Annotated in this window: 22 protein-coding genes; 7 read left to right on the top strand and 15 right to left on the bottom strand. The window is 70.6% G+C overall.

The features are described 5' to 3' along the window. Positions 1 to 356 precede the first annotated feature (356 nt). From tkt to pgl, 5 genes are read left to right on the top strand one after another with little or no spacing between them, the layout of a single operon-like run. The gene (gene tkt / locus ACZ69I_RS05355) at positions 357 to 2,444 is read left to right on the top strand and encodes a transketolase (RefSeq protein ID WP_467667844.1); all 2,088 of its coding nucleotides are present in this window, start codon (positions 357 to 359) and stop codon (positions 2,442 to 2,444) included. A gap of 34 nt (positions 2,445 to 2,478) precedes the next feature. Further along, on the top strand, positions 2,479 to 3,597 hold the full coding sequence (gene tal, locus ACZ69I_RS05350; RefSeq protein WP_470830541.1) for a transaldolase: 1,119 nt from the start codon (positions 2,479 to 2,481) through the stop codon (positions 3,595 to 3,597). 6 nt (positions 3,598 to 3,603) lie between these two features. Then, positions 3,604 to 5,127 (top strand): glucose-6-phosphate dehydrogenase, encoded by a 1,524-nt coding sequence (gene zwf / locus ACZ69I_RS05345; RefSeq protein ID WP_470830540.1) that lies wholly within the window; start codon positions 3,604 to 3,606, stop codon positions 5,125 to 5,127. Next, a complete protein-coding gene (opcA, locus tag ACZ69I_RS05340) occupies positions 5,124 to 6,164 on the top strand; it encodes a glucose-6-phosphate dehydrogenase assembly protein OpcA (RefSeq protein ID WP_467667850.1) in 1,041 nt (346 codons plus the stop codon). The genes zwf and opcA overlap by 4 nt, the downstream gene beginning before the upstream one ends. A gap of 41 nt (positions 6,165 to 6,205) precedes the next feature. Continuing rightward, entirely contained in the window at positions 6,206 to 6,940 is a 735-nt protein-coding gene (pgl, locus tag ACZ69I_RS05335) for a 6-phosphogluconolactonase (protein WP_470830665.1), read from the top strand. Between the two features lie 53 nt (positions 6,941 to 6,993). On the opposite strand, the gene ACZ69I_RS05330 is transcribed toward pgl, so the two are convergent. From ACZ69I_RS05330 to ACZ69I_RS05265, 14 genes are all read right to left on the bottom strand, one after another. After that, positions 6,994 to 7,482, bottom strand: a complete 489-nt coding sequence (locus tag ACZ69I_RS05330; RefSeq protein ID WP_470830539.1) for a DUF2087 domain-containing protein — start codon at positions 7,480 to 7,482, stop codon at positions 6,994 to 6,996. Positions 7,483 to 7,597: 115 nt separating this feature from the next. Further along, positions 7,598 to 9,250 (bottom strand): glucose-6-phosphate isomerase, encoded by a 1,653-nt coding sequence (gene pgi / locus ACZ69I_RS05325; protein WP_467667854.1) that lies wholly within the window; start codon positions 9,248 to 9,250, stop codon positions 7,598 to 7,600. Positions 9,251 to 9,418: 168 nt separating this feature from the next. After that, positions 9,419 to 9,754 (bottom strand): RNA polymerase-binding protein RbpA, encoded by a 336-nt coding sequence (locus ACZ69I_RS05320; RefSeq protein ID WP_361727066.1) that lies wholly within the window; start codon positions 9,752 to 9,754, stop codon positions 9,419 to 9,421. Positions 9,755 to 9,913: 159 nt separating this feature from the next. Next, positions 9,914 to 10,144 carry a preprotein translocase subunit SecG gene (gene secG, locus ACZ69I_RS05315; protein WP_055702100.1) on the bottom strand — a complete coding sequence of 77 codons (231 nt, stop codon included), beginning with the start codon at positions 10,142 to 10,144 and terminating at the stop codon, positions 9,914 to 9,916. Between the two features lie 131 nt (positions 10,145 to 10,275). Continuing rightward, positions 10,276 to 11,052, bottom strand: a complete 777-nt coding sequence (gene tpiA, locus ACZ69I_RS05310; protein WP_389712604.1) for a triose-phosphate isomerase — start codon at positions 11,050 to 11,052, stop codon at positions 10,276 to 10,278. A 6-nt stretch (positions 11,053 to 11,058) separates the two neighbouring features. Beyond that, the gene (locus ACZ69I_RS05305; RefSeq protein ID WP_470830538.1) at positions 11,059 to 12,270 is read right to left on the bottom strand and encodes a phosphoglycerate kinase; all 1,212 of its coding nucleotides are present in this window, start codon (positions 12,268 to 12,270) and stop codon (positions 11,059 to 11,061) included. A 101-nt stretch (positions 12,271 to 12,371) separates the two neighbouring features. Further along, positions 12,372 to 13,382 carry a type I glyceraldehyde-3-phosphate dehydrogenase gene (gene gap / locus ACZ69I_RS05300; RefSeq protein ID WP_389712606.1) on the bottom strand — a complete coding sequence of 337 codons (1,011 nt, stop codon included), beginning with the start codon at positions 13,380 to 13,382 and terminating at the stop codon, positions 12,372 to 12,374. A gap of 189 nt (positions 13,383 to 13,571) precedes the next feature. After that, positions 13,572 to 16,532, bottom strand: coding sequence for a M14 family metallopeptidase (locus ACZ69I_RS05295; RefSeq protein ID WP_470830537.1), 2,961 nt, complete (start codon positions 16,530 to 16,532; stop codon positions 13,572 to 13,574). A 185-nt stretch (positions 16,533 to 16,717) separates the two neighbouring features. Continuing rightward, positions 16,718 to 17,707: a DNA-binding protein WhiA gene (whiA, locus tag ACZ69I_RS05290; RefSeq protein WP_384258708.1), complete on the bottom strand. Its 990-nt coding sequence runs from the start codon at positions 17,705 to 17,707 to the stop codon at positions 16,718 to 16,720. Then, positions 17,698 to 18,720 carry a gluconeogenesis factor YvcK family protein gene (locus ACZ69I_RS05285; RefSeq protein ID WP_467667863.1) on the bottom strand — a complete coding sequence of 341 codons (1,023 nt, stop codon included), beginning with the start codon at positions 18,718 to 18,720 and terminating at the stop codon, positions 17,698 to 17,700. Before ACZ69I_RS05285 ends, whiA begins: the two co-directional genes overlap by 10 nt. Then, positions 18,717 to 19,652: an RNase adapter RapZ gene (gene rapZ, locus ACZ69I_RS05280; protein ID WP_467667865.1), complete on the bottom strand. Its 936-nt coding sequence runs from the start codon at positions 19,650 to 19,652 to the stop codon at positions 18,717 to 18,719. Before rapZ ends, ACZ69I_RS05285 begins: the two co-directional genes overlap by 4 nt. Further along, positions 19,649 to 21,673: an excinuclease ABC subunit UvrC gene (gene uvrC / locus ACZ69I_RS05275; RefSeq protein ID WP_470830536.1), complete on the bottom strand. Its 2,025-nt coding sequence runs from the start codon at positions 21,671 to 21,673 to the stop codon at positions 19,649 to 19,651. Before uvrC ends, rapZ begins: the two co-directional genes overlap by 4 nt. Positions 21,674 to 21,796: 123 nt before the next feature. Continuing rightward, positions 21,797 to 22,699, bottom strand: a complete 903-nt coding sequence (locus tag ACZ69I_RS05270) for a hypothetical protein (protein WP_470830535.1) — start codon at positions 22,697 to 22,699, stop codon at positions 21,797 to 21,799. Between the two features lie 5 nt (positions 22,700 to 22,704). Continuing rightward, positions 22,705 to 23,382 (bottom strand): papain-like cysteine protease family protein, encoded by a 678-nt coding sequence (locus ACZ69I_RS05265; protein WP_470830534.1) that lies wholly within the window; start codon positions 23,380 to 23,382, stop codon positions 22,705 to 22,707. Positions 23,383 to 23,607: 225 nt separating this feature from the next. Between ACZ69I_RS05265 and ACZ69I_RS05260 the strand changes: the two genes are divergently transcribed. Further along, the gene (locus ACZ69I_RS05260) at positions 23,608 to 24,600 is read left to right on the top strand and encodes a hypothetical protein (protein WP_470830533.1); all 993 of its coding nucleotides are present in this window, start codon (positions 23,608 to 23,610) and stop codon (positions 24,598 to 24,600) included. Positions 24,601 to 24,669: 69 nt separating this feature from the next. Here the strand turns inward: ACZ69I_RS05260 and ACZ69I_RS05255 are convergent, their stop codons facing one another. Continuing rightward, positions 24,670 to 25,095 (bottom strand): Rieske (2Fe-2S) protein, encoded by a 426-nt coding sequence (locus tag ACZ69I_RS05255; protein WP_470830532.1) that lies wholly within the window; start codon positions 25,093 to 25,095, stop codon positions 24,670 to 24,672. 216 nt (positions 25,096 to 25,311) lie between these two features. On the opposite strand from ACZ69I_RS05255, the gene ACZ69I_RS05250 reads away from it, so the two are divergent. After that, on the top strand, positions 25,312 to 26,226 hold the full coding sequence (locus ACZ69I_RS05250) for a carbohydrate kinase family protein (RefSeq protein ID WP_470830531.1): 915 nt from the start codon (positions 25,312 to 25,314) through the stop codon (positions 26,224 to 26,226). The last annotated feature ends 30 nt before the right edge of the window (positions 26,227 to 26,256 follow it).

Here is a 26,256-nt window from a genome sequence, read left to right as displayed (position 1 = left end):
GCGCGTACCACGCCACTGTAGACGTTGCCCATACCTCGCCCTTCGCGGGGGTGGGGTCGTGTTGGCCCGGCCGGTCGAACGGCGTCCGTGGCGAGTTGAGCCGCCAGATGAGCGGAACCCGGCGTTCATTGAGCGGACAAACGGGCGATACCGGTGGCCTTTTGAGCGGACATATGAGCGACCCGGTATTCACTTGCCTAATGCCCGCCCTTTCCTTTCGGGAGGCGCTTCCTCGTGTGTCACTGCAGTCTGGAATGACTCGAAAAAATGAACGTTCTCGCAGCGGTAGGCTCGACAGCGGCCGGTGGGATCTACGCCGCCGGCATTCGACATGTGGAGAGGAGCCCTGACTCAGGGTGAGCACCAAGCCGACCACCACAGACCTCGAGTGGACCGAACTGGACCAGCGGGCCGTTGATACCGCCCGCGTCCTGGCCATGGATTCCGTACAGAAGGTCGGCAACGGCCATCCCGGTACGGCCATGAGCCTCGCGCCCGCCGCGTACACCCTCTTCCAGAAGGTGATGCGTCACGACCCGGCGGACGCCGAGTGGACCGGCCGCGACCGGTTCGTCCTCTCTGCGGGCCACTCGTCCCTGACGCTCTACACCCAGCTCTACCTGGCCGGCTTCGGCCTGGAGCTGGACGACCTGAAGGCCTTCCGCACCTGGGGCTCGAAGACCCCCGGCCACCCGGAGTACGGCCACACGACGGGCGTGGAGACGACGACGGGCCCGCTGGGCCAGGGCGTCGCCAATGCCGTGGGCATGGCGATGGCCGCCCGCTACGAGCGCGGTCTGTTCGACCCGGAGGCGGCCGACGGCTCCTCCCCGTTCGACCACTTCATCTACGCCATCGCCGGTGACGGCTGCCTCCAGGAGGGCATCTCCGGCGAGGCCTCGTCGCTGGCCGGGCACCAGAAGCTCGGCAACCTGATCCTGCTGTGGGACGACAACCACATCTCGATCGAGGGCGACACGGAGACCGCGGTCTCCGAGGACACCATGAAGCGGTACGAGGCGTACGGCTGGCACGTCCAGCGCGTGGCGCCCAAGGAGGACGGCGACCTCGACCCGGCCGCCCTCTACGCCGCGATCCAGGCCGCCAAGGCCGAGACCGAGCGCCCCTCCTTCATCGCGATGCGCTCGATCATCGCCTGGCCCGCCCCGAACGCGCAGAACACCGAGGCCGCCCACGGCTCGGCGCTCGGCGACGAGGAAGTGGCCGCCACCAAGCGCGTCCTCGGCTTCGACCCGGAGCAGACCTTCGAGGTCTCCGACGAGGTCCTCGCGCACACCCGCAAGGCGCTCGACCGGGGCCGCGAGGCCAAGGCCGAGTGGGAGAAGGGCTTCGCCGCCTGGCGCACCGCCAACGGCGAGCGCGCCGCCGAGTTCGACCGCGTCCGCGCGGGCGAGCTGCCCGAGGGCTGGGAGGAGAAGCTCCCCGAGTTCGAGACCGGCAAGGGCGTCGCCACCCGCGCCGCGTCCGGCAAGGTCCTGCAGGCGCTCGGCGCGGTCATCCCCGAGCTGTGGGGCGGCTCCGCCGACCTCGCGGGCTCGAACAACACGACGATCGACAAGACCTCGTCGTTCCTGCCCGCGGGCAACCCGCTGCCCGAGGCCGACCCGTACGGCCGTACGGTCCACTTCGGCATCCGCGAGCACTCCATGGCCGCGGAGATGAACGGCATCGCGCTGCACGGCAACACGCGCATCTTCGGCGGCACCTTCCTGGTGTTCTCCGACTACATGCGCAACGCCGTCCGCCTGTCCGCGCTGATGCACCTCCCGGTGACGTACGTGTGGACGCACGACTCCATCGGCCTCGGCGAGGACGGCCCGACCCACCAGCCGGTCGAGCACCTGGCCTCGCTGCGCGCCATCCCGGGCCTGAACGTCGTGCGCCCGGCCGACGCCAACGAGACCGTCATCGCGTGGCGCGAGATCCTCAAGCGCTACACCAAGGAGTTCGGCAAGGGGGCCCCGCACGGCCTCGCGCTGACCCGCCAGGGCGTGCCGACGTACGAGCGCAACGAGGACGCCGCCAAGGGTGGCTACGTCCTGTTCGAGGCCGAGGGCGGCGCGCCCGAGGTCGTGCTCATCGGCACCGGCTCCGAGGTCCAGCTCGCCGTCGAGGCGCGCGAGCAGCTGCAGGCCGCCGGTGTCCCGACGCGCGTCGTCTCGATGCCGTCGGTCGAGTGGTTCGAGGAGCAGGACCAGGGGTACCGGGACTCGGTGCTGCCGCCGTCCGTCAAGGCGCGTGTGGCGGTCGAGGCCGGCATCGGTCTGACCTGGCACCGCTTCGTGGGCGACGCCGGACGCATCGTCTCGCTGGAGCACTTCGGTGCCTCGGCGGACGGCAAGGTGCTGTTCCGCGAGTTCGGGTTCACCGCCGACGCGGTGGCCCAGGCGGCGCGGGAATCGATCGACGCCGCTCAGCGCTGACGCCCATATACGACCAAGTAGGAGATGTAATTCCATGACAGACGCACTCAAGCGCCTTTCCGAAGAAGGCGTCGCGATCTGGCTGGACGACCTGTCGCGCAAGCGGATCACGTCCGGCAACCTCGCCGAGCTGATCGACCAGCAGCACGTCGTGGGCGTCACGACCAACCCGTCGATCTTCCAGAAGGCCATCTCGCAGGGCGACGGTTACGACCAGCAGCTCTCCGACCTGGCGGCCCGCGAGGTCACCGTCGAAGAGGCCATCCGGATGATCACGACGGCGGACGTCCGTGACGCCTCCGACATCCTGCGCCCGGTCTTCGACGCGACGGGCGGCCAGGACGGCCGGGTGTCCATCGAGGTCGACCCGCGCCTGGCGCACAACACCAAGGCCACGACGGCCGAGGCCAAGCAGCTCGCCTGGCTGGTGGACCGGCCGAACGCGCTCATCAAGATCCCGGCCACTGAGGCGGGCATCCCGGCGATCACCGAGGTCATCGGCCTCGGCATCAGCGTCAACGTCACGCTGATCTTCTCGCTCGAGCGCTACCGCATGGTCATGGACGCGTACCTCGCGGGCCTGGAGAAGGCCAAGGAGCGCGGCCTGGACCTCTCGAAGATCCACTCCGTGGCGTCCTTCTTCGTGTCCCGCGTGGACACCGAGATCGACAAGCGCCTGGACGGCATCGGCACGGACGAGGCCAAGTCCCTCAAGGGCAAGGCCGCGCTCGCCAACGCCCGCCTCGCCTACGAGGCCTACGAGGAGGTCTTCTCCTCGGACCGCTGGGCCGCCCTGGACAAGGCGCAGGCCAACAAGCAGCGTCCGCTGTGGGCCTCGACCGGCGTCAAGGACCCGGCGTACAAGGACACCCTGTACGTCGACGACCTGGTCGCGCCGAACACGGTGAACACGATGCCGGAGGCCACCCTGGAGGCCACCGCCGACCACGGGTCGATCACCGGCAACACCATCGCGGGCACCTACGACCAGTCGCGCGCCGAGATCGCCGCCGTGGAGAAGCTCGGCATCTCCTACGACGAGGTCGTGCAGCTGCTCGAGGACGAGGGCGTCGAGAAGTTCGAGGCGTCCTGGACCGACCTGCTCAAGTCGACCGAGGCCGAGCTCCGGCGCCTCGCTCCTTCGAAGGGCTGACCCACTTTGTCAAGCAGCAATCCGCTGCGTGACGCCGCAGACCGACGGCTCCCGCGCATCGCGGGGCCGTCGGGCCTGGTCATCTTTGGCGTCACGGGCGATTTGTCCCGTAAAAAGTTGATGCCTGCCGTCTACGACCTCGCCAACAGAGGCCTGTTGCCGCCGGGCTTCTCCCTCATTGGCTTCGCGCGTCGCGACTGGGAGAACGAGGACTTCGCCCAGGTCGTCCACGACGCGGTCAAGGAGCACTCGCGCACGCCGTTCCGCGAGGAGGTCTGGCAGCAGCTCATCCAGGGCATGCGCTTCGTCCAGGGCAACTTCGACGACGACGAGGCCTTCGAGCAGCTCAAGGCCACCATCCAGGAGCTCGACAAGGCTCAGGGCACCGGCGGCAACTTCGCGTTCTACCTCTCGGTGCCGCCGAAGTTCTTCCCCCAGGTCGTCCAGCAGCTGAAGAAGCACGAGCTCGCGGACGCCCCGCAGGGCTCCTGGCGCCGCGCGGTCATCGAGAAGCCGTTCGGCCACGACCTGGCGTCGGCCCAGGAGCTGAACGCGATCGTGCACGAGGTGTTCGCCCCGGACCAGGTGTTCCGGATCGACCACTACCTCGGCAAGGAGACCGTCCAGAACATCCTGGCGCTCCGCTTCGCCAACCAGATGTTCGAGCCGATCTGGAACCGGTCGTACGTCGACCACGTGCAGATCACCATGGCCGAGGACATCGGCATCGGCGGCCGCGCCGGGTACTACGACGGCATCGGCGCCGCCCGCGACGTCATCCAGAACCACCTGCTCCAGCTGATGGCGCTCACCGCGATGGAGGAGCCCGCCTCCTTCGACGCCAACGCGCTGGTCGCCGAGAAGGCCAAGGTCCTCGGCGCCGTCCGGCTCCCTAAGGACCTCGGCAGGAACACGGTCCGCGGGCAGTACTCCGCCGGGTGGCAGGGCGGCGAGAAGGCCGTCGGCTACCTCCAGGAAGAGGGCATCGACGCCAAGTCGAAGACCGACACCTACGCGGCCGTCAAGCTGGAGGTGGACAACCGCCGCTGGGCGGGTGTGCCCTTCTACCTGCGTACCGGCAAGCGCCTCGGCCGCCGCGTCACGGAGATCGCGGTGGTCTTCCAGCGCGCGCCCCACTCCCCCTTCGACCACACCGCCACCGAGGAGCTCGGGCAGAACGCGATCGTCATCCGCGTCCAGCCGGACGAGGGCATCACGGTCCGGTTCGGCTCGAAGGTGCCCGGCACCTCCATGGAGATCCGGGACGTCTCGATGGACTTCGCCTACGGCGAGTCCTTCACCGAGTCCAGCCCGGAGGCGTACGAGCGCCTGATCCTGGACGTCCTGCTCGGCGACGCCAACCTCTTCCCGCGCACGGAGGAGGTCGAGCTGTCCTGGAACATCCTCGACCCGATCGAGGAGTACTGGGACAAGCACGGCAAGCCCGCGCAGTACCCGGCAGGCACCTGGGGCCCGACCGAGGCGGACGAAATGCTCGCACGAGACGGACGGAGCTGGCGTCGGCCATGAAGATCGACCTTACGGACACCACGTCCAGCAAAATCAACAAGGCGCTCGTCAAGGGCCGCAGGGCCATCGGCACCCCCGCCGTCGGCATGGTGCTCACCCTCGTCATCGTCACCGACGAGGAGAACGCCTACGACGCCCTGAAGGCGGCCAACGACGCCTCCCGCGAGCACCCCTCGCGCACCCTCGTGGTCATCAAGCGGGCCGCGCGCTCGCCCCGTGACCGCACCACCTCGCGCCTGGACGCCGAGGTACGGGTCGGCGTCGAGGCCGGCACCGGCGAGACGGTGGTCCTGCGGCTGTACGGCGAGGTCATCAACCACGCCCAGTCGGTCGTCCTGCCGCTGCTGCTTCCCGACGCCCCCGTGGTCGTCTGGTGGCCGGTGAACGCCCCGCTGGACCCGGCGAACGACCCGCTCGGCGCCCTGGCGCAGCGGCGCGTCACGGACACCTACGCGGCCGAGGAGCCGATCCACGAGCTGACCGCCCGTGCCGAGGCCTACCACCCCGGCGACACGGACCTGTCCTGGACCCGCATCACCCCGTGGCGCTCCATGCTCGCCGCGGCCCTGGACCAGGTCACCTGCAAGGTCACCGAAGTGCAGGTGGACGGCGAGGAGTTCAACCCGAGCTGCGAGCTGCTCGCCATGTGGCTGGCGGACCGCCTCGACGTGCCGGTCAAGCGCGCGCTGTCGGCGGGCCCCGGCCTGACCGGCGTCCGGATGGAGACCACCTGCGGTCCCATCGTGCTCGACCGGGCCGACGGCTCGCTCGCCACGCTCTCCATCCAGGGGCAGCCCGACCGCGCGGTGGCGCTCAAGCGCCGCGAGACGGCCGAGCTGATCGCTGAGGAGCTGCGGCGCCTCGACCCGGACGACACCTACGCCTCGGCGCTGAAGTACGGCGTGGACCGCCTGGCGGCCCCGCCGTCGCAGCCGGTGACCGAGACGGCGGAAGAGGCCAGGGGCGCCGAGGAGGGGGCCGCGCCGAAGAAGGCGCCGGCGAAGAAGGCCCCGGCCAAGAAGGCGGCCGCGAAGTGAGCGCGACCCCGCAGCTCGTCGTCCACCGCGACAAGGAGCTGATGGCACAGGCCGCGGCGGCCCGCCTCATCACGAAGATCGTCGACGCGCAGGCCGCCCGCGGCAGCGCGTCGGTGGTCCTCACCGGCGGCCGCAACGGCAACGGCCTCCTCGCGGCACTGGGCTCGTCCCCCGCCCGGGACGCGATCGACTGGTCGCGCCTGGACCTGTGGTGGGGCGACGAGCGCTTCCTGCCGGACGGCGACCCGGAGCGCAACTACACCCAGGCCAAGGAGGCACTGCTCGACTCGGTGCCCCTGAACCCGGCCCGGGTGCACCCGATGCCCGCGTCGGACGGCGCGTACGAGGTGGACGCGGCGGCGGAGATCTATGCCGCCGAACTCACCGCGGCCGCGGGCCCGGAGGACCACGGCCCGGTGCCGACCTTCGACGTCCTGATGCTCGGCGTCGGCCCGGACACGCACGTCGCGTCGCTCTTCCCCGAGCTGCCCGCGGTGCGCGAGACGGTGCGCACGGTGGTCGGCGTGCACGGCGCGCCGAAGCCCCCGCCGACCCGCATCTCGCTCACGCTCCCGGCGATCCGCTCGGCGCGTGAGGTGTGGCTGCTCGCGGCGGGCGAGGACAAGGCGCGGGCCGCGGCCATCGCCCTGTCGGGCGCCGGCGAGGTGCAGGCCCCCGCGGCCGGCGCCTACGGCCGCTCGCGCACGCTGTGGCTGCTGGACTCCGCGGCGGCCTCCGAGCTCCCTCCGGAGCTCTACCCGCCCGCCGTGGCGTAGCCGCTTCCCGTCGTCCGTCCGAGGGCCCCCGCACCGGTTCGGTGCGGGGGCCCTCAGGCGTGTACGAGGACGCGGCGGTAGCTGCTGCCGTCCTGGTCGCGCTCCAGGAGGCCGTCGGAGACGCAGTACCTGCGCAGGGCGGCGGTGTCGTCGTGGACGGTGCCGAACGCGTCGTTGACCTCGCGCTCGCTGTAGCTGCGGCCGGTGTCGAAGAGGGTGTCCGTGAGGTGGACGAGGAGTTCGTGGCGTACGACGGGGCGTACGGGGATCGCGGTGAGGCGGCCGTGCGCGAAGAAGCCGGTGAGGCGGCGCGGCACGGTGGGGTGGGCGTCCACGGGCCCTGGGGCCCGCCGGAAGACGGCCGGGTCGGCCCGCAGCGACCCGTCGGGCAGCCGCTCCACGAGGCCGGTGGCCAGCAGCCGCCCGAGGTGCCTGCGGGCGACGGCGGAGTCGGCCTCGCGCGGCGGCAGGTCGTCGAGGACGACGCGCGCGTACAGCCTGAGTCTCTCGGGGTCGGCGAGCACGGCGAGCAGCTGGTCCATGACGGGGTCCCTCCCGGCGGGTGACGGAGCCGAAGCAGTGTCACCCGCCGGGCGGTGCGCCCGCATCCGATTAACGCCGGACGGCGCTCGGCCGTCGAGGATCAGCCACCGCGGCTCAACGGCCGCGCAGGTCCCGGTACTTGTCGACCAGGGCCGTGGTCGACCCGTCCAGGTCCGGCACCTCGGCGCCCTCGGTCAGCGCGGGCTCGACGCGCTTGGCGAGGACCTTGCCGAGCTCGACGCCCCACTGGTCGAAGGAGTCGATGTTCCAGACGGCGCCCTGGACGAAGACCTTGTGCTCGTAGAGCGCGACGAGCTGACCGAGGACCGAGGGCGTGAGCTCCTCGGCGAGGATCGTCGTCGTCGGGTGGTTGCCCTTGAAGGTCTTGTGCGGGACGAGCTCCTCCGGGACGCCCTCGGCACGCACCTCGTCGGGCGTCTTGCCGAACGCCAGCGCCTGGGTCTGCGCGAAGAAGTTGGCCATCAGCAGGTCGTGCTGGGCGACGAGGCCGGGCAGCAGGTCGGCGACGGGCCGCGCGAAGCCGATGAAGTCCGCCGGGATCAGCTTCGTGCCCTGGTGGATGAGCTGGTAGTAGGCGTGCTGGCCGTTGGTGCCCGGGGTGCCCCAGACGACCGGGCCCGTCTGCCAGTCGACCTCTTCGCCGTCCCGTCCGACGTACTTGCCGTTGGACTCCATGTCCAGCTGCTGCAGGTACGCGGTGAACTTGGAGAGGTAGTGCGAGTACGGCAGGACGGCGTGCGACTGCGCGTCGTGGAAGTTGCCGTACCAGATGCCCAACAGGCCCATCAGGAGCGGCACGTTGGACTCGGCGGGCGCGGTGCGGAAGTGCTCGTCTACGAGGTGGAAGCCGTCGAGCATCTCGCGGAAGCGGTCGGGCCCGATGGCGATCATCAGGGAGAGGCCGATCGCCGAGTCGTAGGAGTAGCGGCCGCCGACCCAGTCCCAGAACTCGAACATGTTGTCCGTGTCGATGCCGAAGTCGGAGACCTTCTCGGCGTTGGTCGACAGGGCCACGAAGTGCTTGGCGACGGCGTCCTGCCCCGCCCCCAGCTGCGTGAGCAGCCAGTCGCGCGCGGACGTGGCGTTCGTGATCGTCTCGATGGTGGTGAACGTCTTCGAGGCGATGATGAACAGCGTCTCGGCGGCGTCCAGATCCCGCACGGCCTCGTGCAGGTCCGCGCCGTCCACGTTCGACACGAAGCGGACCGTGAGCCCGCGGTCGGTGAAGGCGCGCAGCGCCTCGTAGGCCATGGCCGGACCGAGGTCGGAGCCGCCGATGCCGATGTTGACGACGTTCTTGATGCGCTTACCGGTGTGACCGGTCCACTCGCCGGAGCGGACCTTCCGCGAGAAGGCGCTCATCTTGTCGAGGACGGCGTGCACCGCGGGCACCACGTTCTCGCCGTCGACCTCGACGACGGCGTCGCGCGGAGCGCGCAGCGCGGTGTGCAGGACCGCGCGGTCCTCCGTCGTGTTGATCTTCTCGCCGCGGAACATGGCGTCCCGGAGCCCGAAGACGTCCGTCGCGGCGGCGAGCTCGCGCAGCAGCCGCAGCGTCTCCTCCGTGACGAGGTGCTTGGAGTAATCGAGGTGCAGGTCGCCGACCTGGAGGGTGTAGGCCGTGCCGCGTGCCGGATCGGCGGCGAACAGATCGCGCAGCTGCACCTCCCCGAGCTGTTCGCGGTGCTTGGAGAGCGCCGTCCACTCGGGCGTCTGATTGAGCCTGGCGCGGCTTTCTGCATTCATCTCGGACTTCAGCCTTCTTTCGTACCCATGTACGTGTATTGCCCCGCTGCACTCTCCAACCTAATGGATCGATGAGCGATATGAGATGTCTGAAACTGATCGTCCGCACACGTGCCGGGATAAAGAAACCGGCCGGACACCGAGAGGTGTCCGGCCGGTTCTCAAGTACTAGATCTCGCCCCGCAGTTTGGCGAGTGCTTCCGCGAGGATGGCCTCTCCGTCCTCGTCGCTGCGCCGCTCACGTACGTACGCCAGGTGCGTCTTGTACGGCTCGGTGCGCGGCGGGTCCGGCGGGCTGTCCCGGTCCTGACCTGCCGGAAAGCCGCAGCGGGGACAGTCCCACGTATCGGGGACCTGCGCGTCGCTGGCGAAGCTCGGCTGCGTCTCGTGCCCGTTGGAGCACCAGAAGGAGATGCGCAGTCGCGGCGCGGACTCACCGCGCTCGGCCTCGCCCATCGGCCCCGCCCCGACCCGACTTCCTCGGATCGCGTTGCCACTTGCCACGGTCGTAACTCCCTGCGTGATGGTGCTGCTGCGGGCGCCTCAGTTTACGTAAGGCCCAACGCGCGTCCAGTGTTGGGAGTTACACCCCACCCCCGGACGCAAGCCCCATGATAAGCCGCGCACGCGGGCACGCACCGGACAAGCGACCAGTGCCTGGCGCTAGTTGTTCGCCTTCATCAGCAGACCCAGCGCGACAATGCACGCGAACCACAGCAGACCGACCACGACCGTGATGCGGTCGAGGTTGCGCTCCGCGACGGAGGAGCCACCGACGGACGACTGCATGCCGCCACCGAACATGTCGGAGAGACCGCCGCCCTTGCCCTTGTGCATCAGCACCAGCAGCATCATCAGCAGGCTGAAGACGATGAGGGCGATCGAGAACCCCATAACCACGGCTGGACCAACTTCCTCGGATCTGAATCGACGGCGGGGGCCGGGGGCTTTGTGCGCGGCTTTCAAGCCAGCTTCGAGAGCCTCCGACCCCCGCAAGGGTACGACGTATCGCCGCTACCGCATACTCACTGGTCGCGGAACCGGACGATCTTGACGAACTCGTCCGAGTCCAGCGCCGCGCCGCCCACCAGGGCGCCGTCGACGTCGGGCTGCGCCATGATGTCGGCGACGTTCTTCGCCTTCACGGAGCCGCCGTACTGGATGCGGACCTTGTCGGCCAGCTCCTGCGAGTACAGCTCGGCGAGCCGGCCGCGGATCGCGCCGCAGACCTCCTGCGCGTCCTCGGGGGTCGCGACCTCACCGGTGCCGATCGCCCAGACCGGCTCGTAGGCGATGACGATGGTCTCGGCCTGCTCGGCCGGGAGGTCCTTCAGGCCGCCGTCGAGCTGGTTCAGCGTGTACTGGACCTGCTGTCCCGCCTTGCGGATGTCCAGGCCCTCGCCGATGCAGAGGATCGGGGTCAGGCCGTGCTTGTAGGCGGCCTTCACCTTGGCGTTGCAGATCTCGTCGGTCTCGTTGTGGTACTGGCGGCGCTCGGAGTGGCCCACGGCGACGTAGGTGCACTTCAGCTTGGCCAGCATCGGGCCCGAGATCTCGCCGGTGTAGGCACCGGAGTCCTGCGCCGAGATGTCCTGGGCGCCGTACTTGATCTTGAGCTTGTCGCCGTCGACCAGGGTCTGCACGGAGCGCAGGTCGGTGAAGGGCGGCAGGACGGCGACCTCGCAGGCGTCGTAGTCCTTGTCGGCCAGGGCGAAGGCGAGCTTCTGGACGTGGGCGATGGCCTCGAGGTGGTTGAGGTTCATCTTCCAGTTGCCCGCCATCAGCGGGGTACGCGTAGTCATCAGGTCTCAGTTCTCCAGTGCGGCGAGGCCGGGGAGCGTCTTGCCCTCGAGGTATTCGAGGGAGGCGCCGCCGCCGGTCGAGATGTGGCCGAAGGCATTCTCGTCGAAGCCCAGGTTGCGGACGGCCGCGGCGGAGTCGCCGCCGCCGACCACGGTGAAACCGTCGCAGTTGAGCAGGGCTCGCGCGACGGCGGACGTGCCCCCGGCGTAGTCGGGGTGCTCGGCGACGCCGACCGGGCCGTTCCAGAAGACGGTCTCGGCGTCGGCGATCTTCTCGGCGAAGAGCTCGCGGGTCTTGGGGCCGATGTCCAGGCCCTCCATGTCCGCGGGGATCTGATCGGCGTCGACCGTCCTGAAGTCGGCCGGGGCCTTCGTCTTCAGGTCGGGGAAGTCCGTGGAGACCAGGACGTCGACGGGCAGGACGAGCTCGACGCCGTTCTTCTCGGCGCGCTCCATGTACTCCGTGACGACCGGGATCTGGTCCTCCTGGAGGAGGGAGATGCCGACCTCGTACCCCTTGGCCTTGAGGAAGGTGTACGCCATGCCGCCGCCGATCAGCAGACGGTCGGCCTTGCCGAGCAGCTCGTCGATGACGGCGAGCTTGTCGGAGACCTTGGCGCCGCCGAGGATGACGGTGTACGGGCGCTTGACGTCCTCGGTGAGCTTCTTCAGGACGCCGACCTCGGTGGCGATGAGGTACCCGGCGTAGTGCGGCAGCTTGGCCGGCAGGTCGTACACGGACGCGTGCTTGCGGTGCACGGCGCCGAAGCCGTCGCCCACGTAGACGTCCGCGAGGGCCGCGAGGCGATCGGCGAACTCGCCGCGCTCGGCGTCGTCCTTCGAGGTCTCGCCCGCGTTGAAGCGGAGGTTCTCGATGACGGCGACCTGGCCGGGCTGCAGGCCGTCCACCGCGTCGTGCGCGGCCGGACCGACGGTGTCCTGCGCGAACGCGACCGGCGCGCCCAGGAGTTCACCGAGCCGCTCGGCGGCGGGCAGCAGCGAGAAGGCCGGGTCCGGGGCGCCCTTGGGGCGGCCCAGGTGCGAGGCCACGACCACCTTGGCGCCGGCGTCGGCGAGGGCCTTGACCGTCGGCAGGACGGCGCGGATGCGGCCGTCGTCGGTGATGGTGCCCTCGGCGAGCGGCACGTTGAGGTCGGCGCGGACGAAGACCCGCTTGCCGTCGACTCCTTCGCCGAGAAGTTCGTCGATCGTCTTCATGAACTGGACTCCTTGGGTGGGCTGACGCACAACAGGGCCCGGAGCGCGCGGCGTTGCGCGGTCCGGACCCTGTGCTCACATCTAGGTGCCTGCTCTGATGGTTAGAGCTGACCGCCGACGAAGACGGTGAGGTCGACGAGACGGTTGGAGTAGCCCCACTCGTTGTCGTACCAGCCGAGGATCTTCACCGACTTGCCGTCCTGGACCATCGTCATGGCCGAGTCGAAGGTGCAGGAGGCGGGGTCGCTGACGATGTCGGACGACACGATCGGGTCCTCGGTGTAGAAGAGGTAGCCCTTCAGGTCGCCGTCGTCGGCAGCCTTCTTGAACGCGGCGTTGACCTCGTCCTTGGTGACCTCGCGCGACACCTCGACGACCAGGTCGGTGGCCGAGCCGGTCGGGACCGGGACGCGCATCGCGATGCCGTCGAGCTTGCCCTTGAGCTGGGGCAGGACCAGAGCGGTGGCCTTGGCGGCACCGGTCGTGGTCGGAATGATGTTCTCGGCGGCGGCACGGGCGCGGCGCAGGTCCGAGTGCGGGAAGTCCAGGATGCGCTGGTCGTTGGTGTACGCGTGGACCGTGGTCATCAGGCCCTTGACGATGCCGAAGTTCTCGTCGAGAACCTTCGCCATCGGCGCCACACAGTTGGTGGTGCAGGAGGCGTTCGAGATGACGTGGTGGTTGGCCGCGTCGTACTTGTCCTGGTTGACGCCCATCACGATGGTGATGTCCTCGTCCTTGGCCGGAGCCGAGATCAGGACCTTCTTGGCGCCACCGGCGATGTGCTTCTCGGCATCGGCCTTCTTGGTGAAGATGCCGGTCGACTCGATCACGATGTCGACGCCCAGCTGGCCCCACGGGATGTCGGCGGGGTTGCGCTCGGACAGCACCTTGATGGTGCGGCCGTCGACGGTGATGGTGTCCTCGGTGTGCGACACCTCGGCCTTGAGGCGGCCCAGGATGGTGTCGTACTTCAGAAGGTGCGCGGTGGTCGCGGTGTCACCCAGGTCGTTGACAGCCACGATCTCGATGTCCGCACCCTGCTCAAGCAGCGCGCGGAAGTAGTTACGACCGATGCGGCCAAAGCCGTTGATGCCTACGCGGATCGTCACGAAACCGATCTCCTCGTTGGTACGCCGGTTTTAGACGCCGGCGAGTTGTATGGGATGTCCCCGACCGCCTCCGACCCTACCTCTCTGGAGCCCCTGAAGTGACATCGAGAGGGGCCACGGGCGACACGGTGGCCCGTACCCCCCAGTAGGGGTACGGGCCACGGGGACCTTGGTCCCGATTACGCACTGTCAGCTGCGCAGATGTGCCAGGGAGGCGCCCATAAGAGCGGCCCGTTCGGCGTTTCCTGCGATGTGCTCGAACCCGAAGCCGAGCAGCACGCTGTCACGCGCTGTGACGGCCGCGTAGGACTTGAAGAGCTCCCCGGTCCGCGCCCAGTCGCCTGTGATATTGGGGCTGCCGGCCGGGGGCGGCGCGACGGTCCACGAGCCGAGCGTGGTCTCGAAGCCCTCGCTCTCCACGACGTTGCGGCCCATGACCAGCTGCGCGTTGTCCGCGAAGAGGCCGCGCCCTCCGGTGGAGGGGTCGGTGACGGCGCTGAGCGACACCTCGATCTTCTTGCCCGCGTAGGCGCTGAGGTCGAAGGCGACGGGCTTCCAGCCGCCGGAGGAGCCGGTGAAGCTGTGCCAGGCGCCGCTGGTGCCGGACGCCGTGCAGGCGCCGGTGCCGAGGGTCAGGTAGTGGCGCAGGAAGGGGTGGCCGTTGAGGAGGAAGCCGGCCTCGCACTCGGCGGGCACGGCGGCGGACGAGTTGCCGTTCTTGTCCGGGAGCGTGGTCCAGTCCTCGGCACCGGTGGTGTGCGCCTCCAGGAGACCGTGGTCGTAACCGGTCTCCAGGTTCCAGTTGAGGGCGAGGCGCAGCTCGGGCGCGTCGGCGGCCGTGACGCCGGTCAGGTCGATGGTGTGGGTGAGCCGCTTGTAGTCCTGGTCCGCGTGGGTGGCCGAGGCCATGCCCTGGCCCTCGAAGGGCGCGAACGGGTTGGGCAGGTTGGGGTAGGAGCCCGCTGCCGCGCTCTTGAACTGCGGGAACTCATCGACGGGCAGGGTTTCGGAGGTGACGGTGAAGCGGCCCGCCTTGTCGAGCGGGTTGGTGTCGGCGGCGGCGAGCGGTGTGCGCACGCCGTCGAGTGCGCCCGCGCCCTTGAAGCTGTTGGCGCCGGCCGCGGAGAGGCGCTGGTAGGCGCCGAGGTAGTACTGCGCGAAGTCGTCGGTGAGGGCCTCGCCGAGGTCGACGTTGCCGCCGGTGCGCTCACCGGACTCGATGAGCTTGCCGCCCTCGTTGAGGTAGGCGCGCAGGGCGAGTTGGGTGGGCGCGCCGGGGACGGGGTCGCCGGTGTAGTGGACGACCGCGGAGAAGTGCGACAGGACGCCGAGCGGGTGCGGGGCGCCCTGCTTGGCGACGTCCCAGACGGCGGCGGAGCGGCCGTTGGCCTTCAGCGCGTCGACGTACTTCTGTGCCTGCGTGGCGCTCGCGCCCTCCTCGGCGACGACGAGCGTGTTCGCCTTCGGGCGCTCGGCGACGGTGTACGTGAAGTGCTCGCTCCGGGTGCGGTCCTTCTTCGTACGGCCGGTGAACCACACGTCGACCTTGTCGCCCACGCGGGCGCCCTCGATCCTGGCGCGGTACTGGTCGAAGTGGATGTTGTCCTCGCCGCCGTAGGTCTCGCCGCCCTTCCAGGCCTTGAGCTTCTCGTCGTGCGTACGGCCGCCGTTGATCCGGTACTTGAGCTCCTTCTCGCGGACCGACTTGCGGACGGTGACGGCGACTTCCTGGTCGCCGCCGCGCGCGTAGGAGGTGGCGAAGGAGTCGGGGGTGAAGTCGGGGGCCTCGATGCCGGTGACGGAGACCGGCCGGTCGGGGTGGAGTGCGGTCTCGGCGACGGCGAGCGCGAAGGGCACGTTCTTCGCGAACTCCTGCTGGATCAGCTTCTCGTCGTCCGGGAAGGTGAAGATGGACGCGCAGTCCTCGGGCTTCCAGGCGTCGTTCGGGTCGATGTTCGACGCGGTCTGGCAGGTGGACATCTCCGGCGTGAACATCGAGATGCCGTTGACGTTGCCCGCGTGGCCGTCGGCTTCGCCGTTGGTGGTGTAGAGCTCGGAGGAGACCTGCGGGTGGTAGCCGGGGACCGCGGGCTTCTCCGGGGTGCCGTTCAGCGCCCTGTAGAGCACGTCGTCCGGGGTCGGCGTGGCGACCTGCCAGCCCACGCCGTAGAGGAGCAGTTCGGCCGCGGAGTGGTAGTTGATCCCGTACGTGAAGCCGATGCGCTTCTCGAAGCGGTCGATCGCCTTGGTCTCCGGCTCGGACATCGGGCCGGTGCCGCGGTAGGTCTCGGAGGAGGAGTCGGGCGACGAGCCCTCGTTGTCGTAGCCCCACTTGTAGGTGAAGTTGCGGTTGAGGTCGACGCCGTCGCCGGGGGTCGTCCTGCCGTCGCCGTTGACGTCGCGGAGGTTCTTGCGCCACTGGCGCTCGCCGTCGGCGGCGTGGGTGAAGTCGTAGCCGTCGGGGTTGGCGGAGAGCACGAACCACAGCTCGGTGGAGTCCACGAGCCTGGTGATGCGCTTGTCCTTGCCGTAGTTGTCCAGGTAGTGGTGCATCAGGCGGCGGGTCATCTCGGGGGTGATCCACTCGCGGGCGTGCTGGTTGGACATGTACAGCGTGGACGGCTTGGCGCCGTCCTTGGTCTTCCTGGCGTTCTTGGAGAGCTTCAGCGCGAGGATGTCCTGGCCCTTGAGGGTCTTGCCGATGGAGACGACCTTGGTGAGGCCGGGGTGGGCCTGCCCGGTCTTGACGATCTCCTCCTTGAGGCCGCCCTGCCCGCTGTACGGCCGGTAGACGCCGTCCCCCGCGGCCTTGAGCCGCTTCTGCGCCGCCGCCGACACCTTGTGCTCGCTGAGCTCGATGCCCTTGCGCTCGATCGCCGCGGCCTGCCCCTTCGTCAGGTACAGCTCGACGCGGCCGGTGCCGTGCTCGGGCGTCTGCCCGGCGAGCTCCTGGGCGTCCTGGCCCGCCTCGACCAGGGTCGGTATCTGCTTCTTGGTGACCTCTGCCTGGTAGACCTGCACGGCCGCCGGGTCGTCGGCGTCGGGCGCCGCACCCGGTCCACTGGCCTGGGCCTGCGGTGCGGCGGCGAGACCGCCGATGAGCAGTGCACTGGCCGCGAGAACGGATCTCGCGCTCGCTCTTCGTCTCATGAGCCCCCCTTGCGGTTGTCCGGCACAGATGTGCGGGATGCCAGGCTCGTGACGGTGCATGATCATGTCAATACAGCGGGTGAGGATGAGGGGAACGGACACACGAAAGCCGCCGACGTCCCGTGGGACACCAGCGGCTTACGGGGTGTGGGAGGCCTCTGTGACCTCGGCTGCGGGACCGGGCGTCAGACCGCCATGTTGTCGGCGAGCTCCTCGGTCAGGTTCGACTCCGTACCCGGAATGCCCAGGTCCTGGGCCCGCTTGTCGGCCATCGCGAGGAGGCGGCGAATGCGGCCCGCGACGGCGTCCTTGGTCAGCGGCGGGTCGGCGAGCGCGCCCAGCTCCTCCAGGGAGGCCTGCTTGTGCTCCATGCGCAGCCGGCCCGCGGCGGCGAGGTGCTCAGGCACCTCGTCGGCGAGGATCTCCAGGGCGCGCTGCACGCGGGCGCCCGCGGCGACGGCCGCGCGGGCCGAGCGGCGCAGGTTCGCGTCGTCGAAGTTGGCCAGGCGGTTGGCGGTGGCGCGCACCTCGCGCCGCATCCGCCGCTCCTCCCAGGCCAGGACCGACTCGTGCGCCCCGAGCCGGGTGAGCAGCGCGCCGATCGCGTCCCCGTCGCGCACGACGACCCGGTCCACGCCGCGCACCTCGCGCGCCTTGCTCGCGATCTGCAGCCGACGCGCCGCGCCGACCAGCGCGAGAGCGGCCTCCGGGCCCGGGCAGGTCACTTCGAGGGAGGAGGAGCGGCCGGGCTCGGTGAGCGAGCCGTGCGCGAGGAAGGCGCCGCGCCAGGCCGCCTCCGCGTCGCAGGTGGCCCCCGAGACCACCTGCGGCGGCAGACCGCGGATGGGGCGGCCGCGCCCGTCGACGAGACCCGTCTGGCGGGCCAGCTGATCGCCGCCCGCAACCACCCGTACGACGTAGCGCGAGCCGCGCCGCAGGCCGCCGGGGGCCATCACGATCAGCTCCGAGCTGTGCCCGAAGATCTCCAGGATGTCCCGCTTGAGGCGGCGCGCCGCCATCGCGGTGTCCAGCTCCGCCTCGATCACGATGCGGCCGCTCACCAGGTGAAGGCCGCCCGCGAACCGCAGGATCGCCGAGACCTCTGCTTTTCTGCAGCAGGTCCGGGTGACGGGGAGCCGGGAGATCTCGTCCTTCACCGCTGCCGTCATCGCCATGGGCCGATCCTTCCATGCATCCGAAAAATACGGTCGTACGCGGCTGCCAGGAGCTCCGGGTCGTGCCGCGGAGTTCCGTCGGGCCGGGCCACCGGCGCCAGCTCGACCGTGGCGCCGAACCGCTTGGCGGCATCGGTGAGTGACTCACGGTCGGGCACGGCGGCCTCGTCGGCCAGCACCACGTCCAGGGCGAGTTTAGGGGCGTGTCGGGCCAAAACCTCCAAATGACGCTGCGGAGAGAAGCCTTCGGTTTCTCCCGGTTGCGGGGCGAGGTTGAGCGAGAGCACCTTGCGGGCCTTCGTCTCGGTGAGCGCGTCGAGCAGTTCGGGGACGAGCAGGTGCGGGATCACCGAGGAGAACCAGGAGCCCGGGCCGAGCACCACCCAGTCCGCGTCCAGGACGGCGGCGACTGCCTCCGGTACCGCCGGCGGGTCGTGCGGGACGACGTGCACGGACTGGACCTCGCCCGGGGTGAGGGCCACCGTGGCCTGCCCGCGCACGGTGTCCACGTCGTCGGGCCGCTCCGGATCGTGGCCCCTGACCAGGGCCTGGAGCTCCAGCGGCACCGCCGACATGGGCAGGACCCGGCCCTGCGCGCCGAGCAGCCTGCCGACCAGGTCGAGTGCCTGGACGTGGTCGCCGAGCTGCTCCCACAGGGCGACGATCAGCAGATTGCCGACCGCGTGCTCGTGCAGGTCGCCCTTGGACTGGAAACGGTGCTGGATGACGCGCGACCACGTCTGGCCCCAGTCGTCGTCCCCGCAGAGCGCGGCGAGGGCCTTGCGGAGGTCGCCGGGCGGCAGCACGCCCAGCTCGTCGCGCAGGCGGCCGCTGGAGCCGCCGTCGTCGGCGACCGTGACGACGGCGGTGAGGTCTCCGGCTCCGGTGATGCGGCGCAGCGCGGCGAGCGAGGCGGACAGGCCCATGCCCCCGCCGAGCGCGACCACCTTCGGCTGGGTGCCCCGCTTGCGGCCCAGTCGGCTCAGGCGGACGGTCCGGCGGTGGGGTTTCACTCGCGCCCCATGTCCCGGTGGACGATGACGGTCTCCACGCCCTCGGACGCCAGGCGCGCCGCGAGCTTCTCCGACATGGCGACGGAGCGGTGCTTGCCGCCCGTGCAGCCGACCGCGATCGTCACGTACCTCTTGCCCTCGCGGCGGTAGCCCGCGGCGATGAGCTGGAGCAGCTCGGCGTACCGGTCGAGGAACTCCTTGGCGCCGGGCTGGTTGAAGACGTACGCCGCGACCTCCTCGTTCTGGCCGGTGTACTGGCGCAGCTCGGGGACCCAGTGGGGGTTCGGCAGGAAGCGCATGTCCACGACGAGGTCGGCATCGACCGGCAGGCCGTACTTGAAGCCGAAGGACATGACGGTGGCCCGCAGCTCGGGCTCCTCCTCGCCCGCGAACGAGGCGTCCATCTTGGCGCGCAGCTCGTGCACGTTCAGGCTGGAGGTGTCGATCACCAGGTCGGCGTCGCCGCGCAGCTCGCGAAGGAGGTCGCGCTCGGCCGCGATGCCGTCGACGATGCGGCCGTCGCCCTGCAGCGGGTGCGGGCGGCGGACGGACTCGAAGCGGCGCACCAGGGCCTCGTCGGAGGACTCCAGGAAGACGATGCGCCGGGTGACGTTCTTCGACTCCAGCTCGGCGAGGGACTCGCGGAGGTTGTCGAAGAAGCGCCGGCCGCGGACGTCGACGACCACCGCGATACGGGCGACGTTGCCCTGCGAGCGGGCGCCGAGCTCCACCATGGTGGGGATCAGCGCGGGCGGCAGGTTGTCGACCACGAACCAGCCGAGGTCCTCCAGACACTTGGCCGCCGTACTGCGGCCGGCGCCCGACATCCCGGAGATGATCACCAGCTCGGGGATGGCGGCGTCCGGCACGCCCGGCGTCTCGATCGGCGTGCCCGCACTCACTTGCTCTTCACCTTCGTCGTGCTCGCTCATGTCTCCTGCCCCCGTCGTTCCTCCGAGGGGCCCGCGGTCACGGGCTCCTCCTCTTCCATGATCTCTCCGGTCGCCGTGTTCACGGCGGGTGCGGCGGGTGCCGCCTGGGCGAGGGCCACGGCGATGGCCTCGGCCGTCTTGCGGCCCACGCCCGGTACCTCGCAGATCTGGTCGATTGTCGCGGATCGCAGCTTCTTCACCGAACCGAAGTGCTTGATCAGCGTCTGCTTGCGCGCGTCCCCGAGACCGGGCACGGCGTCCAGCGGCCCCGCACGGAAGCGCTTGGCGCGCTTGTTGCGCTGGTAGGTGATGGCGAAGCGGTGGGCTTCGTCACGTACCCGCTGAAGGAGGTAGAGCCCCTCGCTGGTGCGCGGCAGGACCACCGGGTCGTCCTCGCCGGGGACCCAGACCTCCTCCAGGCGCTTGGCCAGGCCGCACACCGCGATGTCGTCGATGCCGAGCTCGTCGAGGGCCCTCTTGGCGGCGGCGACCTGCGGCTGGCCGCCGTCGACCACGACGAGCTGCGGCGGGTACGCGAACCGCTTGGGGCGGCCGTCCTCCTCGGTGGGCCCGAGGTCGGCGACCTCGCCGGTCTCCTCGTCGACCCACTCCCCCGTCCGCTCCTTCTCGGCGAGGTAGCGCTTGAAGCGGCGCGTGATCACCTCGTGCATGGAGCGGACGTCGTCCTGCCCCTCGAAGCCCTTGATCTGGAAGCGGCGGTACTCGCTCTTGCGGGCGAGGCCGTCCTCGAAGACGACCATCGAGGCGACCACGTCGTCGCCCTGGAGGTGCGAGATGTCGTAGCACTCGACGCGCAGGGGGACGCTGTCCAGCTCCAGGGCGGCGGCGATCTCCTCCAGGGCGCGGGAGCGCGTGGTGAGGTCGGAGGCGCGCTTGGTCTTGTGCAGGACGAGGGACTGCTGCGCGTTGCGCGCGACGGTCTCCATGAGGGCCTTCTTGTCGCCGCGCTGCGGGATGCGCAGCGAGACGTTGGCGCCGCGGCGCTCGGTCAGCCACTCCTGGACCGGCTCTATGGGGTCCGGCAGCGCGGGGACGAGCACCTCCTTGGGCACGGCGTCCCCGCTCTCCTCGCCGTACAGCTGCTGCAGGGCGTGCTCGACGAGGTCGCCGCTGGTGACCGCCTCGACCTTGTCGGTGACCCAGCCGCGCTGTCCGCGCACGCGGCCGCCCCGGACGTGGAAGATCTGGACGGCCGCCTCCAGCTCGTCCTCGGCGAGGGCGATGAGGTCGGCGTCGGTGGCGTCGGCGAGGACGACGGCGCTCTTGGCCATCGCCTTCTTGAGGGCCTCGATGTCGTCGCGCAGCCGGGCCGCCCGCTCGTACTCCATCTCCTCGGCCGCGTCCGCCATCTGACGCTCCAGGCGCCGGATGTACGTACCGGTACGGCCGGCCATGAAGTCGCAGAAGTCCTCGGCCAGTTCACGGTGGACGTCGGCGGTGACGCGCTCCACACAGGGCGCCGAGCACTTGCCGATGTAGCCGAGGAGGCAGGGGCGGCCGGTGCGGGCGGCGTTCTTGAACACGCCCGCGGAGCAGGTGCGCACGGGAAAGGCGCGCAGCAGGAGGTCCACCGTGTCGCGGATCGCCCAGGCGTGGCCGTACGGCCCGAAGTAGCGCACGCCCTTCTTCTTCTGGCCGCGCATCACCTGCACGCGGGGGTACTGCTCGTTCATCGTGACCGCGAGGTACGGATAGCTCTTGTCGTCGCGGTACTTGACGTTGAACCGGGGGTCGAACTCCTTGATCCAGGTGTATTCCAGCTGCAGCGCCTCGACCTCGTTGGTGACCACGGTCCACTCGACGGAGGCCGCCGTCGTCACCATGGAACGGGTGCGCGGGTGGAGCCCGGCCAGGTCCTGGAAGTAGTTGGCCAGGCGCTGGCGCAGGCTCTTGGCCTTCCCGACGTAGATCACCCGGCGGTGCTCGTCGCGGAATTTGTAGACCCCCGGGGCGTCGGGGATCTGTCCCGGCTTGGGGCGGTAGCTGGAAGGGTCGGCCATGTCGGACAGCCTACTGGCGGGTGCTGACAGTCCGGCTCCGCGTCCGGGCCCGACGGTCCGGCTCCGCCTCCGGGGCCGGCGGTCGGGAGCGGCGGCCGGCGTCCCGGCCGCCGCTCCCCCGGGTCAGCCCTGCCGCCCGGCGGTGCGGCGCCGCCGGACGAGCGCCGTTCCGGAGAGGCCGAGGGCGACCAGGGCGCCCGCGCCGGCCAGCGAGGAGGCGACCGTCACAGGTCCCTGGGCGGTCGGCCGCCCGGACGCCTGCTGCGACGTCGCGCCGCCCTTCTCGTCCTGCGGCCGGGCCTCACTCCTGTCCTGATTCCTGTCCTGCTTCTTGTCCTCGTAGCCGCCCGCCTTGCCCGACTTCTCGTACGCGGAGCCCGGCAGCTTGTCGCCGTACGCCTTCTGCACGCGCTTGCGGTAGGCGGCGGACGAGGTCCCCCGGGCGCCCACGGCGCGCACCGCGTCCTTGTCGAGGGGCAGCACGCGCGCGTGCTCCTCGTCCTGGACGTACCAGGCGTTGATCTGCGGCTCGTGGAAGACGGTGCCGCCGGGGAGCTTTTCGGCGCCCACGCGCGCGTAGTGGGTCTCGTCGTCCCCGGTGGCGATGTTCACGACCTGCCAGGAGCCGCCCCGGTCGACCATCCAGAGGGAGGCCTCCTGGCCGTCGGAGGAGACCGCCTTGCCGGCGAGGAACTCCACGCGGGCGACGGGCGCGCCCTTCTCGCCCGCGACGAAGTCCGGGGAGAGGTAGCGGACGGGCACGGTCCTGCCCTCGACCCGCGGGTCGGCCGCGGCCACGGAGACCGCCCCCTCCCGCGCGAAGAAGCGGGAGAGCGTGTCGAGGGTCTTCGGCGCCTCGGCCGCCCGGAGCGCGGCGGCGCGGGAGGCCGCGGAGGGGGCCGCGGGACCGGAGTCGGCGGAGGCCGCCGGGGCGACGACGCCGAGGACCAGGGTGGCGGCCGCGCCCGCGAGCGCGGCCTTGGCCAGGTTCCGGCCGTCCAGGTGGCGGGGAAGGTGACGGGTCATCGCTCTCACGCCCCGATCCGGTAGAGCGAGTGGGTCCAGGAGAAGGTGTCGTTGTCGACGTACCAGGCGTGCGAGGCCCAGTTGTAGCGGTCGTTGGAGGGCCAGGGATCGCCCCAGTAGACCCAGCTGCTGGCGTCGTCGTAGCCGTAGAGGACGTGCATGTGGCCGCCGCCGTTGGACCACTGGATGCGCGTCTCGACCGGGCGGCCCGCGTCGACCTCGGCCTTCACGGTCGGGTAGCGCAGCCAGCCGGTGACGTACGAGCCGGGGTTGATGCCGGCCCAGCGCAGACCGCTCTGCACATTGCCGAGCGTCGCCTGGTTGTTGGGGCACTCGGTGCCCTGGCTGCGGCCGAACGCGGCGTTGCAGAACTGGTTCTGGCTGTAGTTGCGGCCCAGGTAGGTCGCGATCGTGTTGCCTCCCGCGGCCCAGCACCAGTTGGTCTTCTGCTGGGACTGCATGGTGATGTTCAGCCGCTTGGTGGCCAGTACGGACGGGTCCGCGGTGGTGGCGGCGCTCGCCGTGCGGGCCTCGGGCGCGGCCGACGCGGCGGGGGCGGAGTCGAGCGGAGCTGCCGTGGCCGTGGCCACGGGTGCGGCGAAGAGTGCCGCGGCGACGACGGCGAGTGCGGAGAGGCGTCTCCGTCTGCCGGCGCTGCTGCTCCTGGAGTGGGGTGGGCGCATCGCGTTCCTCCCGTGCGGGGTGGGGTGTGGAGGAGCGCGTCCGGACGCTGCGATTGAGCATCGAGTGTTGTCGAGTGCAGGTCAACACGCTTCAATGCGGAATTACTTGGGCCGTGAACGGCGGCGTACGGATGTGAACATCGGCCGTACGTCCACCTGGCGGCCCGCCCCCACCGGCGCGAACGCCGGAACGGCAGAAGTGAACGTTCACAGAAGGAGTCCGCCTTGCGGCACGGCACACGACTCGCGGACGAGCGGCACGAACAGCGCGCGGAGCACGGCGAGACCGAGGACCACGAAGCACTCGCGGACCTGGAAGCCGCCCTGCGCACCGGCCCCTTCCACCTCGCGCTGCGCACCGCGATCGCCGTACGGCGCCTCCCCCTGCAGCGCATACGCCACCACCTGACCCGGCACGGCGTCAACGTCGGGGTGACGAGCCTGAGTTACTGGCAGCAGGGCGCCCGACGCCCCCAGCGCGCCGAGTCCCTGCGGGCCGTACGCGCCCTGGAGGAGATCCTGCAGCTCCCGGAGGAGTCGCTGATCCGGCTGCTCGTCCAGCCGGACCAGCGCGCCGACCGGGCGCGGCCCGCCGCCCGCTCGTACCGCTCGCTTGTCGAGGCCTCCGACGTCCTTCGCTCGCTCCTGGCCGAGCTCGGATCACCCGTCGACGGCGGGCTGCACACCATCGGCCATCACGAGCGGGTGCGGATCGGCGCACTCCGCGAGATGGTCGGCCGCGAATCGCAGCACATCGTGCGCGCCCACCGCGACGGCGTGGACCGCTACGTGGCCATCCACCACGGGGACCCCGGGTGCGCCCCCGACCGGGTCCGCGTGCGCGCCCTGGAGAACTGCCGCACGGGGCGCGTGCGGTGGCACCAGGGCACGGGGGTGCTGGTCGCCGAGCTGCTCTTCGACACGCGTCTGCGCGCGGGCGACACCCATGTGTTCGGCTACGGCTTCGAGGACGGCACGGCCGGTCCCGCCACCGAGTACATGCGCGGCTTCACCTACGCGGGCGGCCAGTACGCCCTGCAGATCCGTTACGACGACGCGGCGCTGCCCGTACGCTGCCACCGCTTCGCACAGCACTCGGCCGCGGCGCCGCGCGGCGGTAGGCAAGAACTGACGCTGAGCGGCAGCCACCGCTCGGTGCACGTGGTCGAGCCGCAGGTGCGGGCGGGGATCCTGGGGATCGCGTGGGACTGGGAGTGAGCCGGGGCGCGTCTCGCACGCCGGGCTTCAGGCCTTCTGCGTCGGGCCCCGACCCCTCTTCTCCGGGCTTCAGGCCTTCTTCGCCGGGCCCGCGATGATCTTGCCGTCAGCCACCTTCACCGGCACCTCGGCGAGCGGTTCGACGGCCGGTTCGTGCAGCACCTTGCCGTTCGTGGCGTCGAACTGACTGCCGTGGCACTGGCAGACCAGCTTGTGCCCCTCCAGGTGGTTGATCGGGCAGCGCGCGTGGGTGCAGATCGTGCTGTACGCCTTGTACTCGTCCTCGGAGACCCGGCTGACGACGACGTTGTGGTCCGTGTACAGCTTCGAGGCGCCCACCTTCACGTCGTCGGACTTCCCGAGATCCACCGGCGCGGTCGGCGCCGACCGGTTCGGCTCGTCGCCGGACGAGCAGGCGGTGAGCCCGAGCCCGACGGCCGGGGCGAGGGCGGCGGCCCGCAGCACGGTGCGGCGGGCATGGGGCGTGCCGGACATGGTGTCTCCACAGGTCAGGGGCGTCGGTGACGGATCAGACCCTACCGGCGCGGGGCGCCGCGACCGGGTCGGGCACGAGCGCGCCCGAGTGGTGCCCGCATCCGCCCGGGGCGCCGCGCACGGCCTAGCCTGTGCGGGACGCCGAGCCCGATCCGCACCCCACGCCCCACGTCCCGCACCCCGCACCCCGCACCCCGCACCCGAGAGGAACCGCCCGTGATTGTCGTCGCAGGAGAGGCCCTGATCGACCTCGTGCCGCAGGGGACGGACGGCGGCCCCGGGCTGCCCGCGCTCGCGCCGCGCCTCGGCGGCGGCCCGTACAACACCGCCGTCGCGCTCGGCCGACTCGGCTCACCGGTCTCCTTCTGCTCGCGCGTCTCGCGCGACGCCTTCGGCGAGGCGCTGCTCGACGGGCTGCGGGCGGCCGGTGTCGTCGTCTCGGCCGTGCGGCGCGGCCCGGAGCCGACGACGCTCGCCGTCGCCTCGATCGGCGCGGACGGCTCGGCCGGGTACTCGTTCTACGTCGAGGGCACGGCCGATCGGCTCTTCGAAGCTCCCGAGCGGCTCCCCGATGGCGTACGGGCGATGTCGTTCGGCACCTGCTCGCTCGTCCTCGAACCGGGCGCGAGCGCGTACGAGGAGCTGATGCGCCGGGCGGCGGCGCGCGGGGTCTTCACCACGCTGGACCCGAACGTACGGGCCGGGCTGATCCCCGACGCGGACGCCTATCGCGCGCGGTTCAAGAGCTGGCTGCCCTCCGTCTCGCTGCTCAAGCTGTCGCGGGAGGACGGCGACTGGATCGGGGGCACCCCGCACGAGTGGCTGTCCGCGGGGCCCGCCGCCGTGGTGGTCACCCAGGGCGGCGACGGCCTGTCGCTGTACACACGGAACGGCACGGAGTTGCGGGTGCCCGGCGAGGCGGTCGACGTGGTGGACACGATCGGCGCGGGCGACACCGTCAACGCGGCGCTGCTGCACGGACTTTCGGCACGCGACGCGCTGTCGCCGCGGGCACTGGAGGAGCTGGACGCGCAGGGCTGGAGCGAGGTGTTGCGCTTCGCGGCGCGGGCGGCCGCGCTCACCTGCTCGCGGGCGGGCGCGGAGCCGCCGTACGCGGCCGAACTGGCTTAGTGGGCAGGCGAATGCGTACGGGGCGGGACG

Source organism: Streptomyces sp. NPDC036815, assembly GCF_055609205.1.
The sequence above is the reverse complement of the archived record's forward strand: the minus strand, read 5'-3'. Positions and strand labels throughout refer to the sequence as shown.